Origin of the sequence: Microbacterium sp. NPDC091676 (assembly GCF_044756645.1) — a bacterium.
Taxonomy (GTDB): Bacteria; Actinomycetota; Actinomycetes; order Actinomycetales; family Microbacteriaceae; genus Microbacterium; species Microbacterium paraoxydans_D.
In genome coordinates, this window is the sequence record NZ_JBIVTI010000001.1 from 1,225,730 (window position 1) to 1,245,278 (window position 19,549).

17 protein-coding genes are annotated in these 19,549 nt (G+C 72.4%); 8 read left to right on the plus strand and 9 right to left on the minus strand.

Annotation, left to right across the window (positions count from 1 at the left end; translation table 11 throughout):
* Nucleotides 1-7: 7 nt before the first annotated feature.
* From ACIQID_RS06095 to ACIQID_RS06115, 5 genes are all read right to left on the minus strand, one after another.
* Nucleotides 8-856 (minus strand): ATP-binding cassette domain-containing protein, encoded by an 849-nt coding sequence (locus ACIQID_RS06095; protein WP_312673335.1) that lies wholly within the window; start codon nt 854-856, stop codon nt 8-10.
* Nucleotides 853-2,649 (minus strand): dipeptide/oligopeptide/nickel ABC transporter permease/ATP-binding protein, encoded by a 1,797-nt coding sequence (locus ACIQID_RS06100; RefSeq protein ID WP_312673336.1) that lies wholly within the window; start codon nt 2,647-2,649, stop codon nt 853-855. The genes ACIQID_RS06095 and ACIQID_RS06100 overlap by 4 nt, the downstream gene beginning before the upstream one ends.
* Nucleotides 2,646-3,587 carry an ABC transporter permease gene (locus tag ACIQID_RS06105; protein ID WP_247642057.1) on the minus strand — a complete coding sequence of 314 codons (942 nt, stop codon included), beginning with the start codon at nt 3,585-3,587 and terminating at the stop codon, nt 2,646-2,648. The genes ACIQID_RS06100 and ACIQID_RS06105 overlap by 4 nt, the downstream gene beginning before the upstream one ends.
* Before the next feature lie 73 nt (nt 3,588-3,660).
* Nucleotides 3,661-5,190 carry an ABC transporter substrate-binding protein gene (locus tag ACIQID_RS06110; protein ID WP_400282906.1) on the minus strand — a complete coding sequence of 510 codons (1,530 nt, stop codon included), beginning with the start codon at nt 5,188-5,190 and terminating at the stop codon, nt 3,661-3,663.
* 1,295 nt (nt 5,191-6,485) lie between these two features.
* On the minus strand, nt 6,486-7,448 hold the full coding sequence (locus ACIQID_RS06115) for an aldo/keto reductase (protein ID WP_400282908.1): 963 nt from the start codon (nt 7,446-7,448) through the stop codon (nt 6,486-6,488).
* 98 nt (nt 7,449-7,546) lie between these two features.
* On the opposite strand from ACIQID_RS06115, the gene ACIQID_RS06120 reads away from it, so the two are divergent.
* The 6 genes from ACIQID_RS06120 to ACIQID_RS06145 all read left to right on the plus strand — a co-directional run bounded on the left by ACIQID_RS06120 (nt 7,547) and on the right by ACIQID_RS06145 (nt 13,627).
* On the plus strand, nt 7,547-8,281 hold the full coding sequence (locus ACIQID_RS06120) for an SDR family NAD(P)-dependent oxidoreductase (protein WP_400282911.1): 735 nt from the start codon (nt 7,547-7,549) through the stop codon (nt 8,279-8,281).
* Nucleotides 8,282-8,375: 94 nt separating this feature from the next.
* Entirely contained in the window at nt 8,376-9,476 is a 1,101-nt protein-coding gene (locus ACIQID_RS06125; protein ID WP_400282914.1) for a zinc-binding dehydrogenase, read from the plus strand.
* An 8-nt stretch (nt 9,477-9,484) separates the two neighbouring features.
* The gene (locus ACIQID_RS06130) at nt 9,485-10,444 is read left to right on the plus strand and encodes an aldo/keto reductase (RefSeq protein ID WP_400282917.1); all 960 of its coding nucleotides are present in this window, start codon (nt 9,485-9,487) and stop codon (nt 10,442-10,444) included.
* A 23-nt stretch (nt 10,445-10,467) separates the two neighbouring features.
* A complete protein-coding gene (locus ACIQID_RS06135) occupies nt 10,468-11,439 on the plus strand; it encodes an alpha/beta hydrolase (protein ID WP_312673346.1) in 972 nt (323 codons plus the stop codon).
* Nucleotides 11,436-12,419, plus strand: a complete 984-nt coding sequence (locus ACIQID_RS06140; protein WP_400282921.1) for an alpha/beta hydrolase — start codon at nt 11,436-11,438, stop codon at nt 12,417-12,419. Before ACIQID_RS06135 ends, ACIQID_RS06140 begins: the two co-directional genes overlap by 4 nt.
* 29 nt (nt 12,420-12,448) lie before the next feature.
* Nucleotides 12,449-13,627 carry a multidrug effflux MFS transporter gene (locus ACIQID_RS06145; RefSeq protein WP_400282924.1) on the plus strand — a complete coding sequence of 393 codons (1,179 nt, stop codon included), beginning with the start codon at nt 12,449-12,451 and terminating at the stop codon, nt 13,625-13,627.
* A 22-nt stretch (nt 13,628-13,649) separates the two neighbouring features.
* On the opposite strand, the gene ACIQID_RS06150 is transcribed toward ACIQID_RS06145, so the two are convergent.
* Entirely contained in the window at nt 13,650-14,180 is a 531-nt protein-coding gene (locus ACIQID_RS06150) for a hypothetical protein (RefSeq protein ID WP_400282927.1), read from the minus strand.
* 66 nt (nt 14,181-14,246) lie between these two features.
* Between ACIQID_RS06150 and ACIQID_RS06155 the strand changes: the two genes are divergently transcribed.
* Together ACIQID_RS06155 and ACIQID_RS06160 are read left to right on the plus strand one after the other, a co-directional pair.
* The gene (locus ACIQID_RS06155; RefSeq protein ID WP_105950761.1) at nt 14,247-14,831 is read left to right on the plus strand and encodes a TetR/AcrR family transcriptional regulator; all 585 of its coding nucleotides are present in this window, start codon (nt 14,247-14,249) and stop codon (nt 14,829-14,831) included.
* Between the two features lie 103 nt (nt 14,832-14,934).
* On the plus strand, nt 14,935-16,923 hold the full coding sequence (locus ACIQID_RS06160) for a primary-amine oxidase (RefSeq protein WP_400282930.1): 1,989 nt from the start codon (nt 14,935-14,937) through the stop codon (nt 16,921-16,923).
* Nucleotides 16,924-16,952: 29 nt separating this feature from the next.
* Here ACIQID_RS06160 and ACIQID_RS06165 read toward each other — a convergent pair whose 3' ends face one another.
* From ACIQID_RS06165 to ACIQID_RS06175, 3 genes are all read right to left on the minus strand, one after another.
* Nucleotides 16,953-17,615, minus strand: a complete 663-nt coding sequence (locus tag ACIQID_RS06165) for an SDR family oxidoreductase (protein WP_400282933.1) — start codon at nt 17,613-17,615, stop codon at nt 16,953-16,955.
* A gap of 105 nt (nt 17,616-17,720) precedes the next feature.
* On the minus strand, nt 17,721-18,653 hold the full coding sequence (gene murQ / locus ACIQID_RS06170; RefSeq protein ID WP_400282936.1) for an N-acetylmuramic acid 6-phosphate etherase: 933 nt from the start codon (nt 18,651-18,653) through the stop codon (nt 17,721-17,723).
* On the minus strand, nt 18,643-19,530 hold the full coding sequence (locus tag ACIQID_RS06175; protein WP_400282939.1) for an N-acetylglucosamine kinase: 888 nt from the start codon (nt 19,528-19,530) through the stop codon (nt 18,643-18,645). The genes murQ and ACIQID_RS06175 overlap by 11 nt, the downstream gene beginning before the upstream one ends.
* Nucleotides 19,531-19,549 lie beyond the last annotated feature (19 nt).

Here is a 19,549-nt window from a genome sequence, read left to right on the forward strand (position 1 = left end):
CCTGGAGCTACCGTACCGCCGCATCGGGCACCTCCCGCAGAGCGAGCCACTGCGCCCGGCGTTCCCGCTGGGACGCCGGGTCGGCGACGGGCGAGGCCAGCCGCAGGCGTTCGGCGTACGGGTGGCGTGGCGCGCGGGTGACCTGCTCCCCGTCCCCGATCTCCACGATCTCCCCCCGGTACATCACGGCGACCCGGTGGCAGACCCGCCGGACGACGCCGAGGTCGTGCGACACGAACAGGTAGGCCACGCCGGTGTCACGCTGCAGCTCGATGAAGAGGTCGAGGATGGTGGCCTGTGTGGTGAGATCGAGCGCGCTGACCGGCTCGTCGCACACGATCAGCCGCGGACCGCGGACCAGGGCGCGGGCGATCGCGATGCGCTGCCGCTGCCCGCCGGAGAACTCGCTCGGATACCGGTCCATGCTCGTGGAGGGCAGCCGCACGCGGTCGAGCATGTCGCGTACGCGCGCGTCGGCCGCCTTCGCCCCGATGCCCGTCGTCAGCAGCGGCTCGGCGAGGATGTCGCCAATCGTCAGTGCCGGGTTGAGGGAGCCGTACGGATCCTGGAACACGACCTGCACGTCGTCGGCGAGCGCCCGCCGGGCCCGGCGGCCGAGGTTCCCGATATCGCGACCGTCGAAGCGGATGCGGCCCGCCGTCACCGGGGCGAGGCCGAGGATGGCCTTGCCGAGGGTCGACTTGCCGGATCCGGACTCGCCGACCAGGCCGAGGCACTCACCGGGGGCGATGTCGAGGGAGACGCCGTGCAGCGCGCGGAAGGCGTGCCGACCCCGGCCGTACTCGACCACGAGGTCGTCCACCTGCAGCAGGGGGTTCACCGGAGCGGTGTTCATGCGGGGACCTCCGTCCGCCGGCCGTCGAGCGCGGCGCGGCCCTCGGCTTCGTCGAGCGACGCGGCGATGAGCTCGCGCGTGTACTCCTGGGTGGGCGCGGCGAAGAGATCGTCCACGGGCCCCGACTCCACGATGTCGCCGCCGCGCATGACGATCACGCGGTCGCAGATGTCGGCGACGACGCCGAAGTTGTGCGTCACGATGAGCAGCGCCATGCCGTACTCGGCCTGCAGCTCCCGCAGCAGTTCGAGGACCTCGGCCTGCACGGTGACGTCGAGGGCGGTGGTGGGCTCGTCCGCGACGAGGAGCGACGGCCGACCGGCGATCGCGCCGGCGATGAGCACGCGCTGGGCCATGCCGCCGGACACCTGATGCGGATAGCTGCGCATCACGCGATCGGGATCGGACAGCCCGACCCGGAGGAGCACCTCCCGCGCGCGCTGCCGGGCGGCGGCCTTCGCGAGCCCGTGCGTCCGGCGCAGCGGCTCGATGAGCTGATGCCCGATCGTGTACGAGGGGTCGAGGTTGCTCATCGGCTCCTGCGGCACATAGCCGATGGTGCGTCCGAGCAGTGCCTGGCGCTCCTTCGGCGACGCGTGGGTGACCTCCGCGCCGCCGACCCAGATCGCGTCGGCGGTCGCCCGGCCGGTCGCGGGGAGCAGGTCGAGCACCGAGAACACGGTCTGCGACTTGCCCGACCCGGACTCGCCGACGATCCCGACGACCTCCCCTGGCGCGACGTCGAGCGTCACGCCGTGCACGACCTCGGTCTCCCCCGTCGGCGTCGCGTGGACGACGTGCAGGTTCTCGACGCGGAGGGCCGACGCCGGGGCCTCGTGGCGGACGCTGCCCGTGGCGGGAGCCGCAGCGACCTCGTCCGCGGTCTCGAGCACACCGCGCCGCCGCCGTCGGGCCGCCCGCGGCGTGCGCACCTGCACGAGCTCGGCGAGCGTGGAGCCCATGATCGCGAGGACGGCGATCGTGAGACCGAGCGCGGCGGAGGGCCACAGCAGCATGAGGGGGTAGGTGAGCATGAGCCGGAAGCCCTCGAGCATCATCGCACCCCAGCTCGGCACGTTCGAGTCGCCGATGCCGAGGAACTGGAGCCCCGCCTGCATGCCCATCGCGATGCCCGCCGTGAGCGCGGTCTGGATGATGACCGGCGGGTAGACGGCCGTGATGACGTGGCGGAAGATGATGCGCGCGTCCGACAGCCCCGACACGCGGGCGGCGTCGATGTACGCCTCGCCGCGGACGGCGAGCGTCTGCGACCGCGCGATGCGGAAGTAGCCCGGCACCATGAAGACGCCGACGGTGACCATCAGCAGCTCGAAGTTGTTGCGGCTGCCGGCGGCGACCACGAGCAGGATGATCATCCCGGGGATCGACTGGAGGGCGTCGCTGATCCAGGTCGCGACCCGGTCGAAGACGCCGCCGAAGTACCCGGCCGCGACACCCGACGGGACACCGATGACGAGCGCCGTGACGATCGTGATGAGTGCGCCCCACAGCGTCGTCCTCGTCCCGTAGATGAGGCGGCTGAGGATGTCGCGGCCGGTGGAGTCGCCGCCGAGGAGGTGTTCCGGCGAGGGCGGGGCCTTGGCGGCAGCGAGGTCGACGAGGTTCGGGTCCATCGGCGCCAGCAGCGGCGCGAACACCCCGACGAGCACGATGAGCACGAAGATCGCGAGCGGGATGTAGCCGCCGGGGTGACGGAGGAAGCGTCGGAACAGGCTCGATCGGCGCTTCTGGGCGGCCCGGTCGAAGGCGACGCGGATGTCTGTCGTGGTCATGCGACGCGCACCTTCGGGTTGATCCAGCCGAGCACGAGGTCGAGCAGGAGGTTGATGAGGACGACGAAGACGATGGAGACCACCGTGATCCCGAGCAGCATGGGGATGTCGCCGTTCTGCGACGACTGATTCGTGAGCTGCCCCAGACCGGGGAGGCTGAAGATCTGCTCCACCACGATGGCGCCGGAGAGCAGGCCCACGAACATCAGGGCGATCACCGTGAGCGCGGCGGGCGAGGCGTTGCGGAGGATGTGCAGGTTCACCCGGGCGGCGGACAGGCCACGGCTGCGGAGGGTGCGCACCCAGTCCTGGCGGCTCTGGGCGATCACGGCGTTGCGCAGCTGCTCCGACACGGCGACGATGCCGCCCAGGGCGAGGGAGATCGCCGGGAGCGTGATCGAGCGCAGCCAGCCTTCGACGGACTGGGTCGGCGGGACGTAGCCGACGGCGGGGAACCATTTGAGCTGCACGGCCAGCCACATCACCAGGACCAGGCTCACCCAGAACCCGGGGAGCGCGAAGAGGACGACGGAGATCCCCTTGATGATCCGGTCGAACCAGGTGCCGGGGCGGAGTCCGGTGATCATGCCGAACGCGACGCCGATGACCGCGGTGATGAGGGTGGCGAGCGTCACGACGGAGAGCGTGACGGGGACTTTCACCGCGAGCTGCGCGCCGACCGGTTGGAAGTTGCGCCACGAGACGCCGAAGTCGAGCAGCACGGCGTGGGAGAACCAGTCCCAGAACTGCACGATCAGAGGGCGGTCGAGACCGATCTTCGCCGCCAGCGCCTCCTGCTGCGCAGGACTCGCCGTGGTCCCGAGGAGCGAGGCGGTCGGGTCGCTGATCGCGAGGTGGGCGAGGAAGAACGTGCCGATCGAGACCGCGACGAGCAGGAGGATGCCGGACAGCACCCGCTTCGCCGTGAAGAGGAGCATGGGGGCCTCTCGAGGGTGAGGAGGAGGGGAAGGGGTGCCGGGGCGGCCGCGTGGCGACCGCCCCGGCGGGCGCTCAGCCCTGCGTGATGTACCGCAGCGTCGGGAACATCATCCCCACGACGGGCTGCAGCTGGATGCCGGGCGCCGTGTAGTAGATGTTGTTCGCCTGGTACCAGACCGACCACCAGGCCTGGTCGACGAGGGCCTCGTTGAGCTCCTTGATGGCGGCGGTCTGCGCGTCGCCGCGCTCCGTCTGCACCTTCTCGACGAGCGGGGCGATGACCTCGTTCTTCGCGTAGTCGGGCTCAGGGTTGAACCACTGCACGCTCGTCAGCTGGCGAGAGACGGTGGCCACGTCGTTGCCGTCCATCGCGAGGAAGGAGATGAACATCGGGTAGTTCGGTGCGTTGAGCTGGTAGTCCGGCATCTGCATGTTGTCCCAGGTGACGGTGATGCCGAGCTCGTTGAGGGCCTGCTCGGCCGACGGCTTCCACATCTCGAAGATCGGGGACATCGGCATCGAGATGTCGAAGCCGTCCGGGTAGCCGGCGTCGGCCAGGAGCTCCTTCGCCTTGTCCATGTTGAACGCGTAGGCATCGTTGAGCTCGGGGTCGTTGATGTCGCCGCCGTCCGGGAACACCTGGTTGGTGGCCACGCCCGCACCGCTGCCGACCGCCGCGAGGACGGCCGCACCGTCGAACGCGTAGTTCAGCGCCTGGCGCACCTCGAGCTTGCCGAGGGGCTCGCTCTTCGCGCCGGTGTGGTCGGTGATGACGAGGCCGGCCCACCCGGAGACGCGATGGGCGGTGTTCCAGCCCTGCTGCTCGGCCTGGTCGAGGTTGGCCACGTCGCCGTACTGCACGTTGATCTGTCCGCTGAGCATCGCGTTGTGCCGGGCGGTCGCGTCGGTGATCGGGTAGATCGCGAGTTCGGCGAACGGGTACGTCTTCGCGTCCCAGTGGTCCTCGGTCTTGGTGAAGTGGTACTCGGCGCCCGCGACGCTGGTGTCGCTGTCGAGCACATAGGGGCCGGAGCCGACCGGGTCGCTGCCGAGCGTGCCCGCCTCGATGGAGGCCGGGGGCATGACGTAGCTGCGGCCGAGGCCCATCAGGTAGAGGATCGTGTCGTCGCGCTGCGTGAGGGCGATGCGGACGGTGTCGTCGTCGACCTTCTCGAAGCCCTTCGCGTTGACGTAGGCCTCGCCGGACCGGGCGCCGGCCTTGAGGTACTCGAGGCTCGCGACGACGGCGTCGGCGTCGACCGGAGTGCCGTCGCTGAACACGGCGTCGGTGCGGATGTCGAGGTCGATGCTGAGGTCGTCGTCGGCCACGGTCCACTTCGTCGCGAGCGACGGGATCGGGGTGCCGTCGGCGTCGAGGGCGATCAGGGCGTCGTACACCGCGGACAGGTAGGGGCCGTCGAAGCCGATGTCGGCGAGGGACGGATCCCAGGATGTGACATCGAGGAAGTTGCCGATGTTGAGGGCGTCGGGGCCTTCGGCGCCGCCGCCCTCGGACGGCGAGGGCGTTCCGCCGCCGCTGCAGCCGGCGAGCGCGAGGGTCGCGGCGACGGCGGCGGCGACCGCGAGGGGCATTCGTTTCATGGTTCCTTCTCTCGGGTGCAGGGGGTGGTGAAGAAGGTTCGAAGAGCCGCTGACCGGAGACCGGGACCGACGCCACTTCGATGTGTCGTGCTGGTTAGTCTACATGTGTGGAAAAAGAGCGCAAGCGTGTTTCCACCCCCGGCCGCACGGACCGATGCCTCAGCGCGCACCCGCCTTGCTCCCCCGCGCACATCCCGCCCCACCCCGTGCGCCGGTGCCGGTGTCGGGCCGCCCGCCGGCGCCGGTACTCCCACCCCGCGTCACCCCCGCCGCGTCCCGCCTGTGCCGGCACTCCCGCCCGCGTCGGACCCCGCCCCGCGTCCCCGCGGGTACGGGTTCGGAAACCGGGATGAATAACGCACCCCTACCCTCCCCGCGCGGCACATTTCTGATCCCGCCACTGCGCCCACCCCTCCAGCCAGATCAGAAACGCCCCTCGGCGACGCCTTTTCGGCACCCTTTTCATCCCGCACCGGGGTGAGCGACGGCTCGAACGGGCTACGCTGCCGCTCCCGGGGGCCACCGCACCCGTTCCCGGGATCAAGAACGCACCGCCCACCCGGGCCGCAGGATCACTTCTGATCTAGCGGGGAGGCGAGGAGCAGTTCCGATCTGCTGCGGACACGCGGAGCACTTCCGATCCAGGACGGAGGCGAGGAGCGCTTACGATCTGGCGCGGAGGCGAGGAGCAGCTCCGATCTCCTGCGGACACGAGGAGCACTTCTGATCCGGGGCTCCGGAGAGCGGTCCGGTCGCGCACGAGCGGCGCGCCCGGCGGCCGACACACAGCCGCCACCGGAAGCGGGATCAGAATCGGCCGCGTGCCCTCCTCACACGGCGCGTTTTCGAACTGGCGCGCGGAACGTCACGCCGTGCGGGATCAGAAACGTGCCCGTGGAGCGCGCGCGAGGTGCGGAACTGATCCCGCACGCGGAGTGGGACGCGGGGCGGAGTGGGACGGGGGCGAGCGAGTGCGGGATCAAAATCGGACCCGTGGAGCGCGCGCGAGGTACGGAACTGATCCCGCACGCGAAGTGGGACGCGGGGGCGCAGTGGGACGCGGGGGCGCAGGGCGAGCGAGTGCGGGATCAGGAACGTGCCTGCGGGGCGCCTACGAGGGGCGGAACTGATCCCGCACGCGGAGTGGGACGCGGGGGGGGCGAGCGAGTGCGGGATCAGGAACGGGCCTGCGGGGCGCGCGGGAGGTGCGGAAGTGATCCCGGACACCGGCCGCCGGGGGCGGTGGCGGGGGCGGAGGGGCGGGGGCGGGGGGAGGTGCCGGGGGAGGTACGGGGTCACCAGGTGCCGTCGGGGCGGACGGCGTGGTCGACGCGGCAGTCGGCGAGGGCGGCGCGGACCTCGGCTCCGTGGTCGCGGGCGAGGGCGAGGGCGGCGTGGTTCTCCTCGAGCTGCGCGACGCGGGAGGCGCCGAAGAGCACGTTGGCCGTCGCGGGGTTCGTCAGACAGAAGGCGATGCCGAGGGCGGCCGGGGTCACCCCGAACTCCCCCGCGACCCGCGCGACCTCGGGGTACACGGCGAGGATCCGCTCGCGGATACCTCCGACATCGGCACCGATCTTGCGCTGAGGCATCCGTCCGGTGGCGAGGATCCCGCCCTCGAACACGTCCGAGGCCTGCAGCGCGAGGGTTCCGTCGGCGAACAGCGGGCCGTACGCGTCGCCCTCCGCCATGGCCCGTCGGGCGATGCCGTACTTGAGCTGTGCGAACGAGGGGCCGATGACCCCCTGAGCGTCCGCCTCGGCCAGCGCCGCCCTGGTGTCCGCGATCCGCCAGTTGTTGATCCCCCACGAGTCGACCAGGCCGTCCGCGAGGAGGGCGTTCACGTCGGCGACGAGTCGCGGCATGTCCGGGGCGTCGAGGTAGTCCCCCACCACGAGGGTGTCGAAGCGGTCGAGGCCGGCCCGCTCCAGTGACTCCTCGATCTGCCCACGGAAGCCCTGGTTCGGCCAGTCCCAGAGCCAGAGCTTGCCGCACAGCACGACCTCGGTACGGTCCACCCCGCTCGCCCGGAAGGCCTCGCCGAAGAGGATGTCGGTCCGGGAGTTCTCGGCGTGCGGCCCCATGTTGTAGTACGCGATGTCGAAGAATCCGGCGTCCAGCTCGACCGACCGGTGGATGAGCTGCACGGCGTCGTCGAACTCCATGCGATCCCAGGTGTTCCACGATCCGAGGGCGAGCGGCGGCACCGTCGCGCCTCCCGGAGACAGCGGGGTGCGGGGATAGATCACATCGGACATGAGGGCTCCTTCGCCTTCTCTGGCACGGGGTTGGATTTTTCTATGGTTGTAGAATATAACGGAGGAATCCCATCGGAACACCGTCAGTGAGGACGACCATGACCGCTTCCCCGCGCCGTATCCTCGTCACCGGAGGAGCCTCCGGGCTCGGCCGCGGCATCGCCACCGCCTTCCGCGCCGCCGGGGACGATGTCTTCCTCGGCGACGTGAATCTCGATGCCGCCCGGGCCGTCGCCGCCGAGATCGGCGCCACCGCCCTCCCCCTCGACATCGGCGACGAAGCGTCGGTGCAGGCGGCGGCCGAACGGATCCGCGAGGCCGGCGGACTCGACGTCCTCGTCAACAACGCCGGCGTCGTCGCCGGCGGCGGAACGCTCCAGGAGGTCGCGGTCGACGCGGTCGATGCGGCCCTGCGCGTCAACGTCCGCGGCACGTTCCTCATGCTGCGGGTCTTCGGCGGGCTGCTCGCCACAGCCGGTCACGGGGCCATCGTCAACATCTCCTCGATCGGCGCCCGGCAGCCCACCCCCGGCCTCGGGCACTACGAGGCCACGAAGGCCGCGGTCGACGCGCTCACCCGGACGGCGGCCATCGAGCTCGCCGGCTCCGGGGTGCGGGTCAACGCCGTCGCCCCCGGTCCCGTGCTCACGCCCCTGACCGCCGGATTCGCCTCGGACCCCGATGCCCGCGCCGCGTGGGAGTCGCGCATCCCGCTGGGCACCATCGCCGAGGTCGACCAGGTCACCCCGCTCGTACTGTTCCTCGCGAGCGAGGCCGCCAGCCACATCACCGGGGTCTCGGTCCCCGTCGACGGCGGCCAGCTCCTCGTCTGACCCCCGTCCCCTCCGTGCGGGATCGATTCCGCCCCTTCCGGGCACCGCGGAGGACCGTCTTCGATCCCGCCACCCGCCCCGCGACTGGAGAACCATGACCCTCCCCACCACCACCCGCGCCGCGGTGCTCACCGCCCACGGCGAGCCGCTCACCCTGCAGGACCTCCCGCTGCCCGCCGAGATCGAACCCGGCGCCGCCCTCGTCCGCATCGCCTGCACCACGCTGTGCGGCACGGACATCGAGATCTGGGAGGGGAAGATGTCGTTCCCCGGCATGCTGCCCATGGTCCTCGGCCACGAGATGGTCGGCGAGATCGTGGCCACGGGACCGGACACCCGTGACGCGCTCGGCCGCCCGCTCTCCCCCGGCGATCGGATCGGCTGGTCGGAGTCGACCTGCGGCGAGTGTCACGGCTGCGTCGTGTTGCGGGAACCGGTCGCCTGCTCCCGCCGCGGCTACGGCTTCCTCCAGCGCGCCGACGTGCCGCCGTTCGCCACGGCCGGGCTCTCCGAGTACGCGTACGTCACCCCGGGTGCCGCCAAGCTCCTGCTCCCGGCGGCGGTGAAGGACACCTGGGCCTCCATGGCGGGCTGCGCCGCGAAGACCGTCCTCCGCGCGTTCGAGCGGGCCGGTCACATCCGCCCCGGCTCCCGCGTGGTGGTGCAGGGCTCCGGCGCCCTCGGCATCTTCGCCACGGCCGTCGCGAGGATCGCGGGTGCCGGGCAGGTCATCACCGTCGGCGCTCCCGCGGCCCGTCTAAAGCTCGCCGCCCGCTTCGGCGCCGACGCCGTCGTCGACTTCCGCGACGGCCCCGTCGTCGACCAGGTCTTGGCGCTCACCGGAGGCCAGGGGGCGGACCACGTGTTCGACTTCGCGGGCGCACCGAGCGTCGGACCGGACGCCGTCGGCATGGCCGCCCAGCGCGGCACCGTGGCGATCGTCGGCTCGACCGGCCCCGCCGGAGACGGCTTCGCCCTGAGCACGATCATGGGCAAGGAGCTCACGGTGGTCGGCTCGCTCAACGGCGACATCTCCGACTACGCCCGCGCGATCGACTTCTTCACGGCCTTCGCCGATCGCCTCCCCTGGGACGACCTGTTCAGCGCCCCGGTCGGGCTCGCCGACGCCTCCGCGAAGATCGCCCACATGCACCACCTCGATGAGGTCAAGGCCGTCATCGACCCGAGCCTCTGAGGAGCACCATGACCACTCCCCTCCCCGTGCGCGAGATCGGCCGCAGCGGCCTGCACGCCTCCCTGTTCTCCCTCGGCTCGTGGCACACCTACGACCGCATGGACTTCGCCGACGCGGTCGCACTCCTTCGCGAGGCCACCGACCGCGGCGTGAACCTCTTCGACGTGGGCGTGTACTCCGCACCCGGCGCCCCGCCCGTCTTCACCGACGTGATCTTCTCGGCGATGGTGCGCGCGGCGGGGCTGCGCCGGGAGGAGTGGCTGCTGTCGTCGAAGCTCTGGCTGGAGGCCTTCGGCGCCGACGGCTTCCGCCCGCAGCTCGAGAACGCCTTGATGCGGGTGGGCACCGAGCACGCCGATCTCGTGATCCTCGGCGACCTGCGCCGCGACGACCTCGACCTGCGCGACCTCGTGCTCGACCTCGCCGCCCTCACCGACGCCGGCCTCATCCGCGCGTGGGGCGTGAACAACTGGTCGGCGGGGAGCATCCAGGCCCTGATCGACCTCGCCGCCGCGGAAGGCGTGCCCGGTCCGCAGATCGCACAGCTCAAGTACAGCGTCTCGCGGCGGGCGATCCCGGATGGCGAGCCCTTCGCGCGCCTCTGGGAGCAGGGCCTCACGCTCCAGGCCTCGGACTGCCTGGAGGGCGGGATCCTCGCCGGGACGGTGAACGGCGACCGGCAGATCGGGCGCGACCCCGGCGGCATCCGCGAACGGATCATCGCCGACGTCCCCGCGTTCACCGCGGTCGCGGAGGACCTCGGCGTGACCCCGGCTCAGCTCGGCATCGCCTTCACCCTCACCCACCCCGCCCTGACGACGACCCTGTTCGGCGCCTCCCGCGTCGCGCAGCTGCGGGCGAACCTCGACGCGGCCGCCCTCGTCGACCGCATCGGCGCCGCCGAGCTGCGCCGTCTCGTCGAGCCCTTCTGGGCCGACCGCGGGGTCGTCGACCCCGAAGGCCCCTGACGCCGTCCCACCCGAGGAGAACCATGACCATCCCCGTCCCCTTCGATCCCGACGTGCAGGCCGTGCTCGACGAGATCGCGAAGAACCCGCAGCCCGCCCTCACGCGCGAGACCCTGCCGCGCGACGGCGTCGACCGGATGTTCCCGGACAACGACACCGTGATCGCCGGCCGGGACATCACCTGGGAGGACCGCGTCATCCCCGGCCCGCCCGGAGCCCCGGACATCGAGGTCACGATCTTCCGCCCCGCCGGTTCCGAGACCTCGACGCTCGCCGGCTTCGTGAACATCCACGGCGGCGGCATGATCGTCGGCCACCGCTCGTGGGAGACGGCGCGGGTCGTCGACATCGTCGCGGAGCACGGCGTCGTGGCCGTGAACGTCGAGTACCGCCTCGCGCCGGAGGACCCGTACCCCGCGGGCGTGGAGGACTGCTACGCGGCCTTCGTGTGGACGCACGCCCACGCCGCGGAACTCGGCATCGACCCCGCGCGCATCGTCGTGGGCGGAGGCAGCGCGGGCGGCGGTCTCACCGCGGCCGTCGCCCTGCTGGCGCGCGATCGGCGGGGCCCCGTCATGGCCGGGCAGCTGCTGCTGTGCCCCATGATCGACAACACCAACACCACGGTCGCCAGTCGGCAGTACGACGGCATCGGCACCTGGCAGCGCGACATGAACCTCCTCGCCTGGTCATGCGTCCTCGGCGAGGAGCTCGCGTTCAGCACCGAGGCCCCGGCCTACGCCGCGCCGAGCCGCGCGACGGACGTCTCCGGCCTCCCGCCCGCGTACATTGAGGTCGGCGAGGCGGAGATGTTCCGCGACGAGGACACCGCGTACGCCCTCCGCATCTGGGAGACCGGCGGACAGGCCGAGCTGCACGTGTGGGGCGGCGGCGCCCACGGCTTCGACATGTACATGCCGGAGGCCGAGATCACCCGCGCCGCCCTCGCCGCGCGCGCCTCCTGGCTGCGACGGATCTGGCGGACCGCCGCATGAGCACGCCGGAGCCGGTGCCCTACGACCCGGAGCTCGTCGCCGGGCTCGACGCCTTCGTCGACCTCGTCGAGGTCATCCCGCTGCGCGCGGACACGATCCACGCCAACCGCGACCACTTCGCCACGATCATCCCGCCGATGGCCGTGCAGGCGGAGGGTCGCGCCGTGACCTGGGAGGACCGGGTCATCCCCGGCCCCATCGGGGCTCCGGACCTCGAGATCACCGTCGTGCGCCCGGCGCAGGCGCCCACGGACCCGGCACCGGCGGTGCTGTCGATCCACGGCGGCGGCATGGTGCTCGGCACACGCTTCTTCGGCACCGCCGAGCTCATCGACCTCGCCGAGCGGCACGGCGTCGTCGGCGTCGCGGTCGAGTACCGCCTCGCCCCCGAGCACCCCGGACCGGCGCAGGCGGAGGACTGCTACGCGGCGCTGGAGTGGACGGTCGCCCACGCCGACGAGCTCGGCATCGACACCTTCCGCATCATCGCCTCCGGGCAGAGCGCCGGCGGCGGCCTCTCGGCGGCGGTCGCGCTGCTCTCCCGCGACCGCGGCGGGCCCCGGCTGGCCGGGCAGCTCCTCGGCTGCCCGATGCTCGACGACCGCAACGAGACCCCGTCGAGTCGCCAGTACGACGGCTTCGGCGCCTGGGACCGGAACAACAACGACACCGCGTGGGACGCGATCGCCGGAGCCGACCGGTTCACCGACCGCGTGTCGCCGTACACGGCACCGGCCAGGGCCACGGATCTGTCGGGACTCGCTCCGGCGTTCATCGAGGTGGGCGCCGCGGAGACCTTCCGCGACGAGGCCGTCGCCTACGCGTCACGGATCTGGGCCACGGGCGGGCAGGCCGAACTGCATGTCTGGGCGGGCGGCTACCACGGCTTCTCCGGGTTCTCCCCCGATGCCGAGGTCGCCCGGGCCGCGGTGGCCGCGCGGGAGAGCTGGCTGCGCCGCGTGCTGCGCCCGGGCGGATGAGTCTCCCGGCGCGCGGTGAGCCCGCGCGGATGGGCACGCTGCGGGCGATGCTGGTGCTCGGCATGCTGGAAGCCTTCGGTCCGCTGTCGATGGACCTCTACCTCCCGCAGCTTCCCCAGCTCGCGGCGTCGCTCGGCACGACCGAGGCCCTGGCGCAGGCGACGATGTCGGCGTGCATGATCGGCCTGGGCCTGGGGCAGCTCGTCGCCGGTCCCCTCAGCGACCGGCTGGGCAGGCGGCTGCCGCTGCTGGTCGGCGTCGCGGCGTTCGCGGTGCTCTCGGCGGTGTGCGCGGTCGCCCCGACCATCGAGTTGCTGCTCGTCGCCCGCTTCCTGCAGGGGCTGGCGGGATCGGCGGGCATCGTGATCTGCCTGGCGATCGCCCGCGACCAGTTCGAGGGCATCGAGCTCTCCCGCATGCTCTCGCTGCTGTTCCTCGTCTCGGGCACCGCCCCGATCATCGCCCCGGTGGTGGGCGGTCAGCTCGCCCGCATCATGGACTGGCGCGGGATCTTCGGGGTGCTGTCCGGGATCGGCGTCGTCCTGCTGCTCGTGGTCGTCTTCCTCCTGCCGGAGACGCTGCGACCGGAGGCGCGCCACGGCGGAGGCCTCCGCGTGCTGCGGGCGCACGCCGGCGCCGTGCTGGGCGACCGGCTCTTCGCCGCGGTCCTGTGCGCCTCCGCCGGTGCGGGCGTGGCGTTCTTCACCTATCTGTCGATGTCGTCGTTCGTGCTGCAGGACGAGTTCGGTCTCAGCCCGCAGGAGTTCAGCGTCGCCTTCGCCGCCGGCGCCCTCACGAGCATCGTCGGCAGTCAGTCGAGCCGCCTGGTCGTGCGCCGCTTCGGCCCCCTCCGCGTGTACCTCGGCGGGGTCACGGCGACACTCGTCGCGACCACGACCTTCCTCGTCCTGGCGCTCAGCGGGACGGGGGTGGCGGGCGTGGTGGCGGCACTCGTCGGGTTCATGCTGTGCGCGGGGCTCGGCGGCCCTAACGGCCAGACACTCGCCCTCGCGCATCACGGCGCCAGGGCGGGGACGGCGTCCGCCCTGCTCGGCATGTCGTCGTTCCTGTTCGGCCCGGTGCTCGCCCCGGTCGCCGCCGGGATCGGGGGCACGAACGCCGTCACGATGGCGGTCACCATGACCCTGGCCGCCGCCGTCGCAGCGATCGCCGCCTGGGCCTTCGTCCGCCCCGCCGCGCGGGAGTGAGGTCGGCCGTCGCACCGCACGGTCAGCCCACGAGGCTCATCGCGACGACCCCGATCGCCATCGCCCAGGACTCCACCGCGAGCAGCCGGGCGGTGCGCCCCCGATGCCCCGTCGGACGCCAGGCCGCGGCGAGCGTCCACCCGACGACGGCGACGGTGCCGAGCACGATGAGCGCACCGAGCGCACCGCCGAGGCTGTGTCCCGCGTGTCCCGCCGACGCCACGCCCTGACCGCCCGATCCGGCGGCACCGTGGAAGGCGCAGATCGCCATCACGAGCGCCCCGAGTGCGCGGTGGCAGCAGCCGGCCGCCGATGCCGCACCGCGGACGCCCATCGTGCCGATCATGCCGGACACGAGCATCAGGGCACCGAGCAGCAGCGCGCCCAGCGCTCCCGTGCCGCCCGTCGCCATCAGCAGCATCCCCACCGCCATCACCACCGCGGCCTGGCGCCCCTGCCACGGCACGGCGCGCCGGGCAGCGAGGCAGGCGCCGGCCGATACCAGCGCCGCCGCCGCCATCAGCCACGATGCTGCCGGGAGCAGGAGGTCCACAGCCGAAGTATATTGATCGGCCGCTCAAAAACGCGAGACCCCGTCGCGATGCGACACAATGAGCACGTGCCCCGCATCGTCGACCATGATGAGCGTCGCCGTCAGATCGCCGACGCACTGCTCGTCGTCGCCGCCAGGGACGGCCATGAGAGCGTGTCCTCGCGCGCGGTCGCGAAGGAGCTCGGCGTCGCGACCGGCTCCCTGTGGCACTACTTCGACGGCTTCGACGACGTCGTCCGCGCCGCGGCGGCCGAGGTCACCCGCCGCACCGACGAGCGCATCGCCGCCGCGACGGACGGGCTCCGCGGCCTCGCGCGCCTGCGGGCCCTGATGGGCGAGGTGCTCCCCGTCGACGAGCGCACCCGCACCGAGGCGCACGTGGTCGTCGGCTTCTGGGGGCGCCTGGCCACTCTCGCGCCGACTCCCGACGCCGGAGCGCCGACCCTCGCGACGTGGCAGGACAGCATCCGGGAGGCCCTGGACGAGGCGGCGACCGACGGGGAGCTGCGCCCCGACACCCCCACCGGCGACCTCCTCGCCCTCCTGCGCTCGATCACCTACGGCCAGCAGGTCGTCGAGGTCACCGAGCCGCAGACGCCGGCGGCGCACTTCGCGGTCCTCGACAGCATCCTCGCCCCCTGGCGACGCTGACCTCGACATCGCCCACACGCCACGGTTGTGCACCCGTGCACGCCGTCGTATCATCGTGCCAACCCGTTTCTTGAGCGTTCGCTCGAAAATAGTGAGGTCAACGATGTCCCCGCACTCCCCGCAGCCCGTCTCCCTCGAGCCCATCGCCGCTCCGCATCCGCTCGATCCGCTCACCGGCGCCGAGATCGCCGCCGCCCGCGCGGTGCTCGACGCGGCCGGCCTGCTGACGGCGACCACCCGCGTGCCCATGCTGCTCCCCGACGAAGCCACGAAGGAGGAGCTCGCGGCCTGGCGCCCCGGCTCCCCCATCGACCGCCGGGTGGACGTGACGCTGCTCGACACGGCCACCGGCGTCGCGACCGAGGTGATCGTCTCGATCACCCGCGGCGAGGTCGTGCGCCAGGAGCGGGTGCCCAACGACGCCCCGCCCTACGGCCAGCCGCAGTACCTCTTCGAGGAGTACGAGCGGGCCGAGGCCATCGCCAAGGCGTCCCCGGAATGGCAGGCGGCGATGCGCCGCCGCGGCCTGGCGGACCACATGGCCCTCGCCTTCTGCTCCCCCCTGGCCCCGGGCTACACGGGCCGGGCCGACGAGGTGGGCCGCCGCGTGATCCGGTCCCTCACCTTCCTCCGATACGACGAGCAGGATTCCCCGTGGGCGCACCCCGTCGAGGGGCTGATCGTGCACATCGACCTCACCACGGACAGCGTGATCCGCGTCGAGGACGAGGGCGACGTGCCGGTCCCGGCCGGACACGGCAACTACTACCCGGAGGTGCAGGGCGCGGCACGGACGACGCTGAAGCCCATCGAGATCACGCAGCCGGAGGGGCCGAGCTTCGGCGTGTCCGGCTCGCTCGTCGAGTGGGAGGGCTGGTCGATGCGCGTGGGCTTCAACGCCCGCGAGGGTCTCGTCCTGCATGACGTGTCGTTCCAGGGGCGCTCCGTGCTGCACCGGGCGAGCGTGCCGGAGATGGTCGTCCCCTACGGCGACACCGCCCCCGGGCGCTTCTCGATCAGCTACTTCGACGCGGGCGAGTACCTCCTCGGCAAGAACGCCAACCACCTGGAGCTCGGCTGCGACTGCCTCGGTGTGATCCGGTACCTCGACGGCTACGTCGCCGACGACCACGGCCACCCGGTGCGCATCCCCAACGTGATCTGCATGCACGAGGAGGACTACGGCATCCTCTGGAAGCACACCGACCTCTCCGGACGCTCCGACGTACGGCGCTCACGGCGCTTCGTCGTCTCGTACTTCTCCACCATCGGCAACTACGACTACGGCTTCTACTGGAACTTCGGCCTGGACGGCTCGATCGAGGTCGTCGCCAAGGCCACGGGCATCGTGTTCGCCGGTGCCGGAGAGCCGGGGGTCCGCCAGAAGCACGCCACCGAGCTCGCCCCGGGCGTCTTCGCCCCGGTCCACCAGCACCTGTTCTGCGCGCGCCTCGACGTGGCGATCGACGGCCAGGACAACCGCCTCGTCGAGGTGGACGCGCAGCGGGTGCCGATGGGGCCGGACAACCCGTTCGGCAATGCCTTCACCTGGTCGGAGACGGTACTGGAGACCGAGCACGCCGCCCGGCGCGAGGCCGACTCCTCCGCCGCCCGGGTGTGGGAGGTGCAGAGCGCCTCGCGGACGAACCACGTCGGCCGCCCGACCGCCTACCACCTCGTGCCGGAGCCGACCGCCCTGCTGATGGCCGACCCCGCCTCGTCCGTCGCGGCGCGCGCCGCCTTCGCCACGAAGCACCTCTGGGCGACCCGATACGAGCACGGCCAGATCTGGCCGGCCGGGCGCTACCCCAACGCGCACCAGGGCGGCGCCGGCCTCCCGGAGTACACGGCCGACGATCGCCGGATCGACGGCGAGGACATGGTGCTGTGGCACACCTTCGGGCTCACGCACTTCCCCCGCCCGGAGGACTGGCCGATCATGCCCGTGGACTACGCGGGATTCTGGTTCAAGCCCTACGGCTTCCTCGACCAGAACCCGGCCATGGACGTGCCGGAGTCCTCCCAGGCTCACGGCGGCGCGACGGCGACGGCCTCCTGCTGCGGCGGCGACTCCTGCGCCTGCGGCCACTGAGCGCACCAGGGGGCCGCTCCGCCCCGTGATCAGTAGCGGGCGGAGAAGGCCCCGTCGGCCTGGAGGAGCTGCCCGGAGATCCAGCGCCCCTCGTCCGAGACGAGGAACGAGACGACGGCGGCGATGTCGCCCGGGGTGCCGAGGCGCCCGAGCGGCGTCATCCCGGCGAGGCCGGCGCGCGTCTCGTCGTCCATCCATCCGGTGTCGATGGGGCCGGGATTCAGGACGTTGGCGGAGATGCCGCGCGGACCGAGCTCGCGTGCGGCGGAGATGACCAGCCGGTCGAGCGCGCCCTTGGACGCCCCGTAGGGCAGGTTCCCGGTGACGTGATCGCTCGTGAGCGCCACGATGGCACCGCCGGCGTCGGCCTGCCGGGCGAAGGCCGCGATGAGGAGCAGGCTCGCCCGCGCGTTCACGGCGACGTGCCGGTCGAAGCTCTCCGCCGTGGTGTCGAGGATTCCGGACTCGACGTCGTGCGCGTGGCTGAGGACGAGCGCGAAGATCGGGCCGTGCGCCTCCGTGACCTCGGCGATCAGGCGCTCCGGTCCGTCCGCGGTGGAGAGGTCGGCCGGGTGATCGGCGTCGTCGAGGTCGCTGGTGACGACGGTCCAGCCGTCGGCACGGAGCCGCGGGACGATGCCGGCGGCGATGCTGTTGGCGCGCGCAGCACCGGTGACGAGAACGAGGGGCATGCCCTCACGCTAGCGGGCGGGCCGTCGCGGGTGCGAAAAAGGTGCCCCGATGGCTCCCGTCCGGAGCCTTTCGCATCCCCCACCGCGGGGAGAGCGACGACCGGCTCAGGCGAGGGCGGCGATCGCGTCGCGGAGGATGCCGTCGGCGTCCGCCAGTGCCGCCGCGGCGGTCTCGGCGGACACTCCGGTCGCGAGCAGGAGCAGGGCGAGCTTGACGGAACCGTCCGCGGCCTCCAGCGCGGCGGACGCGGCGTCGACGTCGACGCCGGCGAGCTGCGACACCGTGCGGATCGAGCGGGCGTGCAGCTTCTCGTTCGTCGCCAGCAGGTCGACCATGACCCCGCGGTACGTCTTGCCGAGCTTGATCATCGAGAGCGTCGTCAGCATGTTCACGACGAGCTTCTGCGCCGTGCCGGACTTCAGCCGCGTGGAGCCCGAGATGAACTCCGGCCCCGTGACGACCTCGATCGCGATCTCGGCCTCCGCGCCGATCGCCGACCCGGCGTTCGAGGCGATCGCCACCGTGAGCGCGCCGAGACCCCGGGCGTACCGCAGCCCGCCGATGACGTAGGGCGTGCGGCCGGATGCCGAGATCCCTACCACCGTGTCCAGCTCGGTGAGGTCCAGGTCGCGCAGAGCCACGGCCGCGGCCTCGTCGTCGTCCTCCGCGTTCTCCACCGCCGAGCGGATGGCCGTCTCCCCGCCCGCGATGAGCCCCACGACCATCGACGGGTCGGTGCCGAAGGTGGGCGGGCACTCGCTCGCGTCGAGCACGCCGATGCGTCCGGCCGTGCCCGCACCGATGTAGATGAGGCGACCGCCGCGCCGGAACCGCTCCGTGATGCCGTCCACCGCCGCCGCGATCTCCGCCGTGCGACCGGCCACGGCCTCGGGCACGCGCCGGTCCTCGGCGTTCATGCGCTCGACGAGCTCGGTCGTGCTCAGCAGGTCGAGGTCGCCACGCTCGGTGGTGGAGGCCTCGGTGTCGAGGCCCGCGAGCTCGGCGAGGAGGGTGGTCAGACGGGAGTCATTCGGCACGGTGCACGAACCTTTCATGGGGGAGATCGAGGCGACGGGTCAGCAGCAGGGCCCCGTCCATGGCGCCGCCTCGCGCGGGGACGACGCGGTGGCCGCTCGCCTCCAGGGCACGGGTCAGGGCGGCGCGGAAGCCGTCGTGGTCGGTGAGGCCGCCGTGCAGCGCGACGTCCTCGGTCGCCCCGGCGGCCGCAGCGGTCGTCGCCGCGAGGAGCCGGACGGCCTCCTCGACGATCCCGCGGGCGACGGGGTCGTCCTCGGCGGCGGCGAGGACGAGGGGCGCGAGGGTCGCGAGGCGGCGGGCGAGGGCACCGTCGGCGGCGAGCCAGGCCTGCACGGCCGAGGGCGGGCCGACGGGGGCGGCGAGCGCCGCGGTGAGGGCAGTGGGCGCGGCCAGCCCGTCGTGGGCACGGAGCACGGCCCGCAACGCCTCGCGGCCGAGCCAGGATCCGCTGCCGAAGTCGCCCAGCTCGGGGCCCCAGCCGTCGATCAGACGCGCACCGGAGGGGTCGACGCCCAGCGCCACGGCTCCGGTGCCGGCGATGAGCAGCACGCCGGCCGCGCCGTCGAGAGCGCCCGCATGGGCGGTGACCACGTCCGACGCCACGGCCACGCGCGCTCCGGTCCGTGCGGCGAGCGCGGCGGCGAGTTCCGCGGCCGCCTCCGGGGCGAACCAGGCACCGGCCGCCCCCACGCCGAGCGTGTCGATGCGCTCGACATCGTCGAGCAGCGGGAGAATCGCGGTGAGCGCCGCCTCCACTCCGCCCGCCGCGGCGAGGCCCGGCGCTCCGATCCCGGAGCGCTCCCCGGCCGTCGCGCCGTGCACGACGAGGCGGCAGCGGGACTTGCCGAGGTCGACGGTGGCGGTCGTCTCGCTCATCGGCACTCCTCGGATCCGG

Bases quoted from the DNA above. Each gene is read 5' to 3' on its own strand.
- ACIQID_RS06095 (WP_312673335.1), bottom strand. From the start codon at position 856: ATGAACACCGCTCCGGTGAACCCCCTGCTGCAGGTGGACGACCTCGTG.
- ACIQID_RS06100 (WP_312673336.1), bottom strand. From the start codon at position 2,649: ATGACCACGACAGACATCCGCGTCGCCTTCGACCGGGCCGCCCAGAAG.
- ACIQID_RS06105 (WP_247642057.1), bottom strand. From the start codon at position 3,587: ATGCTCCTCTTCACGGCGAAGCGGGTGCTGTCCGGCATCCTCCTGCTC.
- ACIQID_RS06110 (WP_400282906.1), bottom strand. From the start codon at position 5,190: ATGAAACGAATGCCCCTCGCGGTCGCCGCCGCCGTCGCCGCGACCCTC.
- ACIQID_RS06115 (WP_400282908.1), bottom strand. From the start codon at position 7,448: ATGTCCGATGTGATCTATCCCCGCACCCCGCTGTCTCCGGGAGGCGCG.
- ACIQID_RS06120 (WP_400282911.1), top strand. From the start codon at position 7,547: ATGACCGCTTCCCCGCGCCGTATCCTCGTCACCGGAGGAGCCTCCGGG.
- ACIQID_RS06125 (WP_400282914.1), top strand. From the start codon at position 8,376: ATGACCCTCCCCACCACCACCCGCGCCGCGGTGCTCACCGCCCACGGC.
- ACIQID_RS06130 (WP_400282917.1), top strand. From the start codon at position 9,485: ATGACCACTCCCCTCCCCGTGCGCGAGATCGGCCGCAGCGGCCTGCAC.
- ACIQID_RS06135 (WP_312673346.1), top strand. From the start codon at position 10,468: ATGACCATCCCCGTCCCCTTCGATCCCGACGTGCAGGCCGTGCTCGAC.
- ACIQID_RS06140 (WP_400282921.1), top strand. From the start codon at position 11,436: ATGAGCACGCCGGAGCCGGTGCCCTACGACCCGGAGCTCGTCGCCGGG.
- ACIQID_RS06145 (WP_400282924.1), top strand. From the start codon at position 12,449: ATGGGCACGCTGCGGGCGATGCTGGTGCTCGGCATGCTGGAAGCCTTC.
- ACIQID_RS06160 (WP_400282930.1), top strand. From the start codon at position 14,935: ATGTCCCCGCACTCCCCGCAGCCCGTCTCCCTCGAGCCCATCGCCGCT.
- ACIQID_RS06165 (WP_400282933.1), bottom strand. From the start codon at position 17,615: ATGCCCCTCGTTCTCGTCACCGGTGCTGCGCGCGCCAACAGCATCGCC.
- ACIQID_RS06175 (WP_400282939.1), bottom strand. From the start codon at position 19,530: ATGAGCGAGACGACCGCCACCGTCGACCTCGGCAAGTCCCGCTGCCGC.